At 67.1% G+C, this 12,169-nt stretch carries 17 protein-coding genes; 14 read left to right on the forward strand and 3 right to left on the reverse strand.

All coding sequences use genetic code 11. The features are described 5' to 3' along the window. Positions 1 to 116 precede the first annotated feature (116 nt). Complete coding sequence (locus NYR55_RS07055) at positions 117 to 599, reverse strand: ClpXP protease specificity-enhancing factor SspB (protein ID WP_260020493.1); 483 nt, start codon at positions 597 to 599, stop codon at positions 117 to 119. A gap of 74 nt (positions 600 to 673) precedes the next feature. Here NYR55_RS07055 and hisB point away from each other — a divergent pair, with 74 nt between their 5' ends. From hisB to NYR55_RS07105, 10 genes are all read left to right on the forward strand, one after another. Next, positions 674 to 1,261: an imidazoleglycerol-phosphate dehydratase HisB gene (gene hisB / locus NYR55_RS07060; protein WP_260021589.1), complete on the forward strand. Its 588-nt coding sequence runs from the start codon at positions 674 to 676 to the stop codon at positions 1,259 to 1,261. Beyond that, positions 1,261 to 1,545, forward strand: coding sequence for a YciI family protein (locus tag NYR55_RS07065; protein ID WP_260020494.1), 285 nt, complete (start codon positions 1,261 to 1,263; stop codon positions 1,543 to 1,545). Before hisB ends, NYR55_RS07065 begins: the two co-directional genes overlap by 1 nt. Further along, a complete protein-coding gene (hisH, locus tag NYR55_RS07070; RefSeq protein ID WP_260020495.1) occupies positions 1,542 to 2,144 on the forward strand; it encodes an imidazole glycerol phosphate synthase subunit HisH in 603 nt (200 codons plus the stop codon). The genes NYR55_RS07065 and hisH overlap by 4 nt, the downstream gene beginning before the upstream one ends. Beyond that, complete coding sequence (gene hisA / locus NYR55_RS07075) at positions 2,132 to 2,866, forward strand: 1-(5-phosphoribosyl)-5-[(5-phosphoribosylamino)methylideneamino]imidazole-4-carboxamide isomerase (protein ID WP_260020496.1); 735 nt, start codon at positions 2,132 to 2,134, stop codon at positions 2,864 to 2,866. Before hisH ends, hisA begins: the two co-directional genes overlap by 13 nt. After that, the gene (hisF, locus tag NYR55_RS07080) at positions 2,863 to 3,636 is read left to right on the forward strand and encodes an imidazole glycerol phosphate synthase subunit HisF (protein WP_260020497.1); all 774 of its coding nucleotides are present in this window, start codon (positions 2,863 to 2,865) and stop codon (positions 3,634 to 3,636) included. Before hisA ends, hisF begins: the two co-directional genes overlap by 4 nt. A 141-nt stretch (positions 3,637 to 3,777) precedes the next feature. Then, a complete protein-coding gene (locus NYR55_RS07085; protein ID WP_260020498.1) occupies positions 3,778 to 3,978 on the forward strand; it encodes a PEP-CTERM sorting domain-containing protein in 201 nt (66 codons plus the stop codon). Positions 3,979 to 4,014: 36 nt separating this feature from the next. Continuing rightward, positions 4,015 to 4,194, forward strand: coding sequence for a hypothetical protein (locus NYR55_RS07090; RefSeq protein WP_260020499.1), 180 nt, complete (start codon positions 4,015 to 4,017; stop codon positions 4,192 to 4,194). Positions 4,195 to 4,226: 32 nt separating this feature from the next. Further along, complete coding sequence (locus NYR55_RS07095; RefSeq protein ID WP_260020500.1) at positions 4,227 to 4,547, forward strand: phosphoribosyl-ATP diphosphatase; 321 nt, start codon at positions 4,227 to 4,229, stop codon at positions 4,545 to 4,547. Between the two features lie 4 nt (positions 4,548 to 4,551). Continuing rightward, entirely contained in the window at positions 4,552 to 4,929 is a 378-nt protein-coding gene (locus tag NYR55_RS07100) for a histidine triad nucleotide-binding protein (protein WP_260020501.1), read from the forward strand. A gap of 102 nt (positions 4,930 to 5,031) precedes the next feature. Further along, complete coding sequence (locus NYR55_RS07105; protein ID WP_260020502.1) at positions 5,032 to 6,600, forward strand: amino acid permease; 1,569 nt, start codon at positions 5,032 to 5,034, stop codon at positions 6,598 to 6,600. Positions 6,601 to 6,668: 68 nt separating this feature from the next. On the opposite strand, the gene NYR55_RS07110 is transcribed toward NYR55_RS07105, so the two are convergent. Then, positions 6,669 to 7,667: an adenosine kinase gene (locus tag NYR55_RS07110; protein WP_260020503.1), complete on the reverse strand. Its 999-nt coding sequence runs from the start codon at positions 7,665 to 7,667 to the stop codon at positions 6,669 to 6,671. A gap of 108 nt (positions 7,668 to 7,775) precedes the next feature. On the opposite strand from NYR55_RS07110, the gene NYR55_RS07115 reads away from it, so the two are divergent. Together NYR55_RS07115 and NYR55_RS07120 are read left to right on the forward strand one after the other, a co-directional pair. Continuing rightward, positions 7,776 to 8,459 carry an EI24 domain-containing protein gene (locus NYR55_RS07115; protein ID WP_260020504.1) on the forward strand — a complete coding sequence of 228 codons (684 nt, stop codon included), beginning with the start codon at positions 7,776 to 7,778 and terminating at the stop codon, positions 8,457 to 8,459. Further along, positions 8,456 to 8,851: a hypothetical protein gene (locus NYR55_RS07120; protein WP_260020505.1), complete on the forward strand. Its 396-nt coding sequence runs from the start codon at positions 8,456 to 8,458 to the stop codon at positions 8,849 to 8,851. The genes NYR55_RS07115 and NYR55_RS07120 overlap by 4 nt, the downstream gene beginning before the upstream one ends. Before the next feature lie 4 nt (positions 8,852 to 8,855). On the opposite strand, the gene queG is transcribed toward NYR55_RS07120, so the two are convergent. After that, positions 8,856 to 9,896, reverse strand: coding sequence for a tRNA epoxyqueuosine(34) reductase QueG (gene queG, locus NYR55_RS07125; RefSeq protein ID WP_260020506.1), 1,041 nt, complete (start codon positions 9,894 to 9,896; stop codon positions 8,856 to 8,858). A gap of 58 nt (positions 9,897 to 9,954) precedes the next feature. Here queG and NYR55_RS07130 point away from each other — a divergent pair, with 58 nt between their 5' ends. Beyond that, a complete protein-coding gene (locus NYR55_RS07130; RefSeq protein ID WP_260020507.1) occupies positions 9,955 to 10,917 on the forward strand; it encodes an ATP-binding cassette domain-containing protein in 963 nt (320 codons plus the stop codon). Continuing rightward, positions 10,914 to 12,164, forward strand: coding sequence for an ABC transporter permease (locus NYR55_RS07135; protein ID WP_260020508.1), 1,251 nt, complete (start codon positions 10,914 to 10,916; stop codon positions 12,162 to 12,164). The genes NYR55_RS07130 and NYR55_RS07135 overlap by 4 nt, the downstream gene beginning before the upstream one ends. Positions 12,165 to 12,169: the final 5 nt, after the last annotated feature.

Consider the following 12,169-nt stretch of genomic DNA (forward strand, 5'->3'; position numbering starts at 1 on the left):
TTCACCTGCCGTCATGCTGAACGTGTGTCGGCATCCATCGCGCGCCCGACCCGACATTGCCAGCACGCAGCATGGCCGCTGAACCGGGTTCAGGTTGCCGCGATTTCAACCGGGGATCATTTCTTGCGGCTGAAATCCACCGCGACGACGTTGGACCCGTCCTCGACCGGCTGGGCCGATTCGCCGTCATTTTCCGCCGCGTCATGCGGGTCCGGCCCTTCCGGTCCGTCCGCGACATGGAACCGCAGCTCGAAATTGACCGCAGGATCGTGGAACCCGGTGATCGCGCTGAACGGAATGGTCAGCGTCGACGGGATCTGGTTGAAGCTCAGCCCGACCGAAAACCGCTCGTCATCGGCGCGCAGGTCCCAAAACCGGTTCTGCAGCACGATCGTCATTTCGTCGGGAAACCGCTCGATCAGCCGCGCGGGAATGTCCACGCCCGGCGCCTGCGTCTTGAACGTGATGTAGAAATGGTGCGCGCCCGGCAGGCCGCCCATATCGGCTACTTGCCCCAGCACCCGGCCGACGACTGCGCGCAGCGCCTCCTGCACGATGTCGTCATAGGGAATCAGGCTGTCGGCCACGCTGTCACTCATGCGCCCGTTGCTAAAGGCTCAGGCGGCGGGGTCAAGATTGCATGACCAGCGAAGCACGCTATGTGGGGCGCATCATGCGGACCGCCACCATTCAGCGCAAGACGAGCGAGACCAGCATCGACGTGACCGTCAACCTGGACGGCACCGGTGCCTATCGCATCAGCACCGGCATTGGCTTTTTCGATCATATGCTCGAACAATTGTCGCGCCATTCGCTGATCGACCTTGATGTGACCACCGTCGGCGACCTGCATATCGACCAGCATCACACGGTCGAGGACACCGCGCTTGCCATCGGTCAGGCGGTGGCAGAGGCGCTGGGCGACAAGCGCGGTATCCGCCGGTACGCCGATGCCTTGTCGCCGATGGACGAAACGCTGAGCCGCGTGGCCATCGACATTTCCGGCCGTCCCTGGCTGGTGTTCAAGACCGAGTTCACGCAAAAGCGGCTGGGCGAAATGGACACCGAAATGTTCGAACATTTCTTCCACAGCTTTGCCCAGACGGCGGGTGTCACGCTGCACATCGAAACGCTGTACGGTCAGAACAACCATCATATCGCCGAAAGCGTGTTCAAGGGGCTGGCCCGCGCCCTGCGCGGCGCGATCGAGATTGATCCGCGCAAGGCCGATGCGATCCCGTCGACCAAGGGGGTGCTGTGATGATCCTTGTCCTGCTCAGCTACAAGGTGCCGCTGGATCAGGTGGATGCCGTCCGCCCCGATCATGTCGATTTCCTGAAACAGGCGCTGGCCGATGGCCGCCTGCTCGCCGCCGGGCGTCAGAACCCGCCCACGGGCGGCGTGCTGATCGCGCGCGGCACGCTTGCCGAGGTTCAGGCATGGGCGATGAACGATCCCTATGTGGTCCGCGGCATTGCCGACCCGCAATTTGTCGAGATGACGACCAGCCTGGTCGCCCCGGGGCTGGAGGCGCTGCAATCGTGAGCGTCGCGCTCATCGATTATGGCGCGGGCAATCTTCATTCGGTTCATAACGCGCTCCGGGCCGCTGGCGCGGACGACGTGATCGTCACTGCCGATGCCGATGCGGTGCTGGGCGCCGACCGGATCGTGCTGCCCGGCGTGGGGGCGTTTCGCGCCTGCTGGGACGGGCTGGCCGCCCTGCCCGGCATGATCGAGGCGCTGGAGACGCGGGTGCTGCGCGGCGGCGCGCCGTTTCTGGGCGTGTGCGTGGGCATGCAGTTGATGGCGACGCGGGGACTGGAATTCGGCACCCATCCGGGCCTTGGCTGGATCGCGGGCGAGGTAGCGCCGCTGCCCGCCAGCGATGCGGTGCGCGTGCCGCACATGGGGTGGAACGATGTCGTCCCCACCCGTCCCCATCCGCTGATTCAGCCGGGCGAGGCGTATTTCCTGCACAGTTTCGCCTTTTCCGGCCACGATGTGCTGGCCACCACCGACCATGGCGGGCCGGTGACTGCCGCGATCGGGCGCGACAACCTGATCGGCGTCCAGTTCCACCCGGAAAAAAGCCAGCGTTACGGCATCGCCCTCATTGAAAGGTTCCTTGAATGGCGTCCCTGACCGTCTTTCCCGCCATTGACCTCAAGGGTGGACAGGTGGTGCGCCTGGCTGAAGGCGACATGGCCCGTGCCACCGTCTATGGCGACGATCCCGCCGCGCAGGCGCTGATCTTCGCCGATGCTGGCGCCGACTGGCTGCACATGGTCGATCTGGACGGCGCCTTTGCCGGACGGTCGGTCAATGGCGATGCGGTCGCCGCGGTCATCGCCGCCTTTCCGGGCAAGGTTCAGCTGGGCGGCGGCATCCGCACCGTGGAATCGGTCGAACGCTGGATCGGCCTCGGCGTCCAGCGCATCGTCATCGGCACCGCGGCGCTGACCAATCCCGACCTGGTCCGCACCGCTGCCCGCGCCCATCCCGGCCGGGTGGTCGTGGGCGTCGATGCCCGCGACGGCATGGTCGCCACCCATGGCTGGGCCGATGTGTCGGACGTTTCCGTCACCGATCTTGCCCGCCGGTTCGAGGATGCGGGCGTCGCTGCCCTGCTGTTCACCGATGTCGGCCGCGACGGATTGCTCAAGGGGTGTAATGTCCATGCGACGGCGGCGCTGGCCCGCGCGGTCAGCATCCCGGTCATCGCATCGGGCGGGGTTGCGGGGATCGAGGACATCCACGCCCTGAAACCCCATGTCGCCGAGGGGATCGAGGGCGTGATCACCGGCCGCGCGCTGTATGATGGCCGCCTGGACCTGGCCGAGGCAATCCGGGTCGCGCGCGGATGACCGTCCGCGCCCGCGTCATCCCCTGTCTCGACGTTGCCAATGGCCGGGTGGTCAAGGGCGTCAATTTCGTCGACCTGCGCGATGCGGGCGATCCGGTGGAGCAAGCGCGCGTCTATGATGCGGGCGGCGCGGACGAACTGTGCTTTCTCGATATCACCGCCAGTCACGAGGCGCGCGGCACCATCATCGACGTCGTGCGCCGGACGGCAGAGGTGTGCTTCATGCCCGTCACCGTCGGTGGCGGCGTCCGGTCGGCGGACGATGCGCGCGCGCTGCTGCTGGCCGGGGCGGACAAGGTGGCGGTCAACAGCGCCGCCGTCGCGCGGCCCGAAATCGTCGCCGATATCGCCGACCGATTCGGCAGCCAGTGCATCGTTGCCAGCATCGACGCGCGCCGATCCGGCGACCGCTGGGAAATCTTTACCCATGGCGGGCGGCGGGCCACCGGCATCGACGCGATGGACCATGCGCTGAACCTCGTCCGGCTGGGCGCGGGCGAACTGCTCGTCACCTCGATGGACCGGGACGGGACGCGCAGCGGCTATGACCTGCCCCTGATCCGCGCCATCGCCGATGCCGTCACCGTTCCGGTGGTTGCATCGGGCGGCGTGGGCGGGCTCGATGATCTGGTCGCCGGCATCCGGGACGGCCATGCCAGCGCCGTGCTGGCCGCCAGCATCTTTCATTTTGGCGAAGCGACGATCGCCGACGCCCATGCCGCCCTGCGCAATGCCGGCATCCCGGCCCGCACGCCGATCGGAGTCGGTTGATTTGACATTAACCATGCGCGCCGCGCGCGGGTTAAGCATCATCGGCCCGCGTTCCCGCTGAATCGCGATCGCGGCGCGCGCCTTGCTTGGATGGTCGGACCAACGGTTTCACCATGTCGAAACGGGGCCATGTCCGTCCGATTGCTCGCTCCCCTTGCCGCCGCCGCCCTGCTGATCGGGCTTGCGGGCACCGGCATCGCCGCTGATCCGGCGCGCCCGGCCACTGGCGGGGGGCGGCCAGCCATTGCCATTCCGGAACCGGAGCTGCTTGTCCTGTTCGCGCTTGGCGTGGTCGGCCTTGCCGCCGGACGCCGCCTTGCCCGCCGGCGGGGCGGCAATTAACGCTTTGTTGCGGGCACCGCGTTACCGTCCCTGCCCATGATCCGCTGGCCGATCCTGCCCCTGTTCCCGCTGCTGATCGCCGCCCGCGCCCATTCGGGCGAGGTGGTGCGCGACGGGTTCGAACTGGCCGATGCCGTGATGTTCGGAGTCGTGGCCGTCGGCATCCTGATCGCGCGGCGGGCGCTGCGCAGCCGGTTCGCGCGGCGAAAGGATTGACACACAGGCCCTTGCCGACAATGCCGGGGGCCATGACCGCTGATCCGCTCGACGCCCTGGAACTCACCATCCGCGCCCGGCTGGGTGCTGATCCCGACACCTCCTATGTCGCGCGCCTGCACAGCAAGGGGCGGGCAAAGATCGCGCAGAAACTGGGCGAAGAGGCGGTGGAAACCGTCATCGCCGCGCTGGACGGCGACCGCGCGGCACTGACCGCAGAGGCAGCGGACCTGATGTTCCACCTCATCGTCCTTCTGGCCGAAAGCGGCGTCTCCCTGGCCGATGTCCGCGCCGAACTCGCCCGGCGCGAAGGCGTGTCGGGCCTTGCCGAAAAAGCCGCCCGGACGGAGTAGCGCCATGCCGATCGATGCCACCCTGCCCTATGACGACACCAACATCTTTGCCCGCATCCTGCGCGGCGAAATCCCGTCGAACCGGGTGTATGAGGATGACTGGGCCGTCGCATTCCACGACATCGCGCCGCAGGCGCCGGTCCACGTCCTGGTCATCCCGCGCGGCGCCTATGTCAGCTGGGACGATTTCAGCGCGCGGGGCAGCGAGGCAGAGATTGCGGGCTTCATCCGCGCCGTCGGCACGGTCGCCCGGCAACTGGGCCTGGTCGAGCCGGGCTATCGCCTGCTGGCCAATGTCGGCGGCCATGGCGGACAGGAAGTGCCCCATCTTCACGTCCACCTGTTCGGCGGCACGCCGCTGGGCCCGATGCTGCTGCGCTGAACCGCGCGATTGGGGATTGCACGCGGGCGATTAGCGACTAGGCTCCGCCGCAATCGGAAGTTCCGGGGGTTGCGACCACCCGGCAAAGGGGAAAAACCGTTCATGATTTTTGGGCGTATCAAGCCACTCGACGCCATCCTGGCGACCGCAGAAAAGAAATCGCTCACTCGTTCGCTCGGTGCTTTTCAGCTGACCATGCTGGGTATCGGCGCGGTCATTGGCACCGGCATCTTCGTGCTCACCGCCGAAGCGGCTCAAAAGGCCGGGCCGGCGATGATGTGGAGCTTCGTGATCGCTGGTCTGGTCTGCGCCTTTGCAGCCCTGTGTTACGCAGAAATGGCATCGATGGTGCCGGTTTCCGGCTCTGCCTACACCTACAGCTATGCGGTCATGGGCGAACTGATCGCATGGATGGTCGGCTGGGCGCTGATCCTTGAATATGCGGTTGCCGCAGGCGCGGTGTCCGTCGGCTGGTCGGGATATGTCATCGGCCTGATCGAGGCGAGTTTCGGCATGGACATCCCCGATGCGCTTGTCCTTGGGCCGTTCGACGGCGGCCTGATCAATCTGCCCGCAATGGCGATCGCAGGCCTGGTGACTTGGCTGCTGGTCGTGGGCACCAAGGAAAGCGCCACCGTCAACGCGATCCTGGTTGCGATCAAGGTGTCGGCGCTGACGCTGTTCATCGTCCTCGCCGTTCCGGTGATGAACATGGACCAGTTCAGCCCGTTCGCACCGACCGGATTCGTCGGCATCTCTGCGGCGGCTGCGTCGATCTTCTTCGCCTATGTCGGATTTGACGCGGTTTCGACCGCAGCAGAGGAAACCAAGAACCCGCAGCGGAACATGCCGATCGGCCTGATCGGTTCGCTGCTGATCTGCACCGTCTTCTACATGCTCGTCGCCGCCGGCGTGATCGGTGCCCCGGGCCTGTCGAGCCAGCCCGTGGTCGACGCCGCAGGTGGTGTGCTCGAACCCGGCAGCCGCGAACTGGCCGCGCAATGCGCCGCTCGCGCTGCTGAAGGGTTCAAGGACGTCGTCTGTTCCAAGGAAGCACTGGCCTTCACGCTGCGTGAAATCGGCTGGCCGCAGATCGGCAATCTGCTTGGCCTCGCCGCTGGCCTCGCCCTGCCCTCGGTCATCCTGATGATGATGTTCGGCCAGACGCGCATCTTCTTCGTGATGAGCCGCGACGGCCTGTTGCCCAAGGCGTTCTCAAAGATTCACCCGACCTACAACACGCCGCACGTCATCACGGTGATCACGGGTGTGTTCGTCGCGCTGTTCGCCGCCTTCTTCCCGGTGGGTCAGCTGGCCAACATCTCCAACTCCGGCACCCTGTTCGCTTTCGCCGCCGTGGCGATCGCCGTCATGGTCATCCGCCGCAAGGACCCGACCCGCCACCGTCCGTTCCGTACGCCGGCCGTCTTCGTGACTGCCCCGATCGCGGTCCTTGGATGCATCTATCTGTTCATCAGCCTGGATCAGAAGAGCATCTATCTGTTCCTGGGCTGGGCGGCGATCGGCCTGCTGGTCTATTTCGGCTACAGCCGCTCGCGCAGCCATGTCGGACAGGGTGTCGTCGACGTGCCCGAGGACGACACGGACGTCCCGCCGCAGCCGGTGCCGCCATTGCCGGGGGCACCGACGCCCGGCGGCAAGCAGGCGTAACCGACCAAAAAAAGGGGCCGGAGGAACGATCCTCCGGCCCCTTTTTCCTTGTCCGGCGAAGCGGCGGTTCAGCCCAGCTTCTGTGCCACCAGCGCCTTCAGGTCCGCCTCGGGCCGCGCGCCATAATGGCTGATGATCTCCGCCGCGCAGATTGCGCCAAGGCGCAGCGAGGCATCCAGGCCCAGGCCCTGTGCCTGACCATGCAGGAAGCCCGCGGCGAACAGATCGCCCGCGCCCGTCGTGTCCACCACCCGCTCGATCGGCTCTGCCGGCACGGCCACCTTGGCCCCGCCCGACACCGCGATCGCGCCCTTTTCGCTGCGCGTGACGACCAGCGTTTCGACCTCGGCCGAAACCTTGGCCACCGCCGCATCGAAATCCTCGGTCTGGGCCAGCGCCAGCAGCTCGTTTTCGTTGGCGAACAGGATGTCGACCATCCCCTCGCTCAACAAGGTGCGGAAATCGTCGCCATGGCGGCTGATGCAGAACACGTCGGACAGGGTGAACGCGACCTTTCGCCCCGCCCCCTTCGCGACATCGATGGCGGCGCGCATCGCCGCGCGCGGCTCTTCGGGATCCCACAGATAGCCTTCGAGATACAGGATCGCGGAATCGGCGATGACCGCGCGGTCCAGCGCCGCCTCGGGCAGGAACTGCGACGCGCCAAGGAACGTGTTCATCGTGCGCTGGCCGTCCGGCGTCACAAAGATCAGGCAGCGCGCCGTGCTCGGCTCGCCGGGGCGCACGGGCGTGTCGTAATGGATGCCGACCGACCGGATGTCATGGGCAAACACCTTGCCCAGCTGGTCGTCCGCCACCTGGCCGATGAACGCGCACGAATCGCCCAGTGCCGCCATCGCCGCGATGGTGTTGGCCGCCGATCCGCCGGAAACCTCGCGCCCCGGGCCCATCTTGTCGTACAGCGCATCGGCCTCTTCGGGGGAAAAGATCAGCTGCATCGACCCCTTGGTCATGCCCTGTTCGACGATGAACGCATCATCGGCCTGGGCCAGGATGTCGACGATGGCGTTGCCGATGGCGACGATATGGAAACGGGGTTCGCTCAAGTTGGGCTCCGTAATCAGGAAAAAGGCGTTGTCCGCGCGCCTATCCTTGCCGCCCGTCCGGCGCAACCGCGTTGACGGCGTGCGTGCGCGGGGCCAATCCCCTGTTCCATGTTGCGCGCCCTTGCCCTGTCCCTGGCCCAGCTTGGCGACCGGCCGATCCTGAAGCTGTTTCTGGGGTCGCTGGCGGTCACGCTGGTCCTGCTCGCCCTGATCGGGGCTGGCCTTGTCTGGGGCACGCAGGCGGTGCTGGTCGACGGGCTGGCGCTTGACGAACGCTGGGGCACGCTGGGCGCGGTTGCCGCCGCCCTGCTCTCGATCCTTGGCGCATGGCTGTTGTTCCGCGCGGTTGCCATTGCGGTCATCGGCCTGTTCGCGGACGGGGTGGTAGAGGCGGTGGAGGCGCGGCATTACCCGGCCCGGCGCGACCGCGCGGTGCCAGTGCCGCTGGCCAGGTCACTGCGCATGGCGCTTGGATCGGCCGGGCGGGCGGTGGCGGTCAACCTGTTGCTGGTGCCGCCCTATCTGTTCCTGCTCGTCACCGGCGTCGGCACGGCGGCGCTGTTCTTCATTGCCAATGCCTGGCTGCTTGGCCGCGACCTGGGCGACATGGTTGCTGCCCGCCACATGGACGATGCCGCGATGCGCGACTGGCGGCGGCGTACCCGCGGATCGCGCATGGTGCTGGGCGCGATCGGCACCGCCATCCTGATCGTGCCGGTCGCCGGACTGTTCGGCCCGATCCTGGGCGCGGCGATGGCGACGCACCTGTTTCACATGAGGGAAAGCCAATGACCCCTGTTTCGCGTCTCGTCCCCATCTTGCCGGCGGCGCTCGCCCTTGCCGCCTGTGGCGGGGCGACCGGCCCCCGCCCGGCAACCGTCAGCACCGCACCCATGCGCCCCGTGCCGCCGCGCGTCGTTGCGCCCGGCATGACGCAGGTGATCGGGGCAGAGGAGCGCGCGCTGCTCGCCGTGCTGGGCCGGCCGGATGCCGAAATGACGGAGGGTGCGGGGCGCAAGCTGCAATTCGCCAGCCCGATCTGCGTGCTCGACGCCTATCTTTACGCCCCGCGCGATGGCGCCGCCCCGGTCGTCACCCATGTCGACACGCGCCAGCGCACCGGCGCGCCGATCGATCAGGCCAGCTGCGTCGCCGCCCTTACCCGGCGCAGCGGGGGGAAGTAACCGCTCAGCCCAGCCGCGCCAGGGCCCAGCGGGCGGCCTCTGCCACCACCGGATCGGGGTCGCCGGTCAGTGCCGCCACTTGTGGCCGCAACGCCGCATCGCCGCCATTGCCCGCCGCGATCAGGCAGTTGCGCACCATCCGGTTCCGCCCGATCCGCTTGATCGGGCTGCCGGCAAAGCGCGCGCGAAATCCCGCATCGTCCAGCGCCAGCAGCTCGGCCAGACCCGGCGCTGCCATCCCCTCGCGCGCGGCAAAGGCGATGTTGGCGCGCGCGGCATCGGCAAACTTGTTCCACGGACACACCGCCAGGCAATCGTCACAGCCATAGATGCGGTTGCCCATCCCCGCGCGCAGATCCTCCGGAATCGGGCCCTTATGCTCGATGGTCAGGTAACTGACGCAGCGCCGCGCATCGACGGTATAGGGCGCGGGAAACGCATCAGTGGGGCAGGCGCGCTGGCACGCATCGCACGATCCGCACCGGTCGCGCCCCGGCGCATCGGGGGCAAGGTCCAGCGTGGTATAAATCGCGCCCAGGAACAGCCAGCTGCCATGCGTGCGGCTGACCAGGTTGCTGTGCTTGCCCTGCCAGCCAAGGCCCGCCGCCTCGGCCAGCGGCTTTTCCATCACCGGCGCGGTGTCGACAAAGACTTTGAGGTCGCAGCCTGCCTCCGCCGCCAGCCACCGGCCCAGCGCCTTCAGCGCGCGCTTGACCACATCGTGATAATCCTTGCCCTGCGCATAGACGCTGATCCGCCCCATATCGGCGCGGTCCGCCATCGCCAGCGGGTCGACATCGGGGGCATAACTCATGCCCAGCGCGATCACCGACCGCACTTCGGGCCACAATCCGCGCGGGCTGGCCCGCTGCGCCGCGCGCTCCTCCATCCAGATCATGGTGCCGTGCCGCCCCTCGGCCAGCCACTGGCGCAGCCGCTCGCCCGCATGCGGCGCGGCATCCGCACGCGCGATTCCGCACGCCGCAAAGCCAAGCTCGGCGGCCTTTTCCCGGATACGGTCTTCAAGTGCCTTGTGCGGCTGCATCACTGCGCGCTAGCACAGGGGCAGAAAATTGCGAGCACCCCCGCCGGACGGAGAGATTGTGACCCCCAGCACCTACGCTCTTGAGGCTCACGGCCTGGTCAAATATTTCGGCAACCGCCGGGTGGTAAAGGGCATCGACCTCGCCGTGCCGACCGGCAGCATCTATGGCGTGCTTGGCCCCAATGGCGCGGGCAAGACGACGACGCTGCGGATGCTCCTCGGCATCATCGAACCGGATGAGGGGCACCGTACGCTGCTCGGCCATGACGCCCCGCGACAGGCCAGCGATCTGGTTGGCTATCTGCCCGAAGAACGCGGCCTCTATCCCAGCATGACGGCGCGGGAGGCGATTGCCTTTATGGGCGCATTGCGCGGGCTGGACTGGAAAACGGGCCGGGCACGCGCGGCCGAAATGATGGAGGGCGCGGGGCTTGGCCATGCCGTGGGGCAAAAGATCCGCAAGCTGTCCAAGGGGATGGCTCAGCTTGTCCAGCTGCTCGGCTCCGTCGTCCACCGGCCCGACTTCATCGTGCTGGACGAACCCTTTTCCGGCCTGGACCCGGTGAATCAGGAACGGCTGGAACGGCTGATCCTGGCGGAGCGGGATCGCGGAGCGACCGTCCTGTTTTCCACGCACGTCATGGCCCATGCCGAACGGCTGTGCGACCGGCTGGCGATCATCGCGGGCGGCGAGCGCAAGTTCGAGGGGACGGTTGCCGATGCGCGCGCCACCCTGCCCTATCGCGCCTTTTACGAACCGCGCACCGAAATTGCAGGCATCGCCGCGCTGTTGCCGCCCGACGCCGCGCGCGCCGATGGCGGCTGGCGTTTCACCCTGCCCGATGACGGGATCGAACCAATCCTCACCCGCCTGCTGGCCGAAGGGCACGGCATTTCCGGCTTGGCGATCGAGCGGCCAACCCTGCACGAGGCGTTCGTGCGGATCGTCGGTGCGCAGGCGATGGAGGGCATAGCCGAAACCGCGCCCGAAGAACCCGTAACCGAGGAGCAGGGGGCATGAACGGCCTTTCCCGCCTGATGCGCGATGCGCTGACCGTTGCCCGCCGCGATTTCGTGGCAACCGTGGCGACACCGACCTTTCTCCTGTTTCTGCTCGCGCCATTGTTCATGCTCGGCTTTGGCGCGATCGGCGGCATGGGCGCGGCCACGGTGGGCAAGGGCGCAGAGGAAAAGCAGCGCATCTATGCCATCCTGAACGACGCCGATTCCGCCGCGCTTGAACAGGCGGACAAGGACGCTCGCGTCCTGTTCCAGCGCAAGGATCAGGTGCCGTTGCTGATCCTGGTCAGACCAGAGGCGGATGCCGCAGCCCAGGCCCGCGGCCTGCTGCTGCAATCCGATCGGGATGTGCCCGCCGTCCTCTATGGCTCGCTTGCCGCGCCTCAGATCATTCACCGCAACGCCACCTCGTCCACGTCGCGGTATCTCGGCTATCTTGCTGAACGTACTCTCAGGGACAGGCGCGCCGGGATCGAAGGACCGGTCAGCAAGCCGCGGTTCGAACGCATCGCCCCCAAATCCGGATCGATCGGCGGCCGCAACGCCGCCGCGTTCCTGGGCGTATTCGGCCTTTTCCTGCTCTCGCTGATGCTGGCCGGCCAGGCGGTGGGCACCATGGCGGAGGAACGGTCGAACAAGGTGATCGAGGTGCTGGCCGCCGCCGTCCCGCTGGAAAGCGTGTTCCTTGGCAAGCTGATCGGCATGTTGGGCGTCGCTGTCCTGTTCATCGGGTTCTGGGGCACGATTGCGGGCGGCTTTGGCCTGCTGATCCCGACGGGCGCGCTGCCGCCAGAGGCCGCCAGCGCGCTTGGCGACATCCGCCCGGCGGTCGGCCTGCCGCTTTATGCGCTGCTGTTCCTGGTCTATTTCCTGCATGCCTATCTGCTCCTCGGTTCGGTGTTTCTGGGCGTTGGCGCGCTCGCCAGCACGCAGCGCGAATTGCAGATGCTGTCGCTGCCCATCACGGTGGTTCAGGTGGGGATGTTCGGCCTGTCCGCCAGTGCCGCAGGCGCGCCCGACAGCATGGTGGCCAAGATTGCGGAAGTGTTTCCGTTCAGCTCGCCCTTCGCCATGATCGCGCGGGCAGCAAATGACGCCGCGATCTGGCCGCATCTTGCCGCCATCGCCTGGCAGCTCTTGTGGGTCAGCATCTGCATCGGGCTTGGCGCGCGTCTGTTCCGGCGCGGCGTGCTGCAGTCATCCGGCCCGAAGCTGCGCCTGTTCGGCAAGGGGACTGCCGCCGCCTAATTGAC

Origin of the sequence: Sphingomonas sp. BGYR3 (assembly GCF_025153455.1) — a bacterium.
In the GTDB taxonomy this organism is placed as follows: domain Bacteria; phylum Pseudomonadota; class Alphaproteobacteria; order Sphingomonadales; family Sphingomonadaceae; genus Sphingomonas.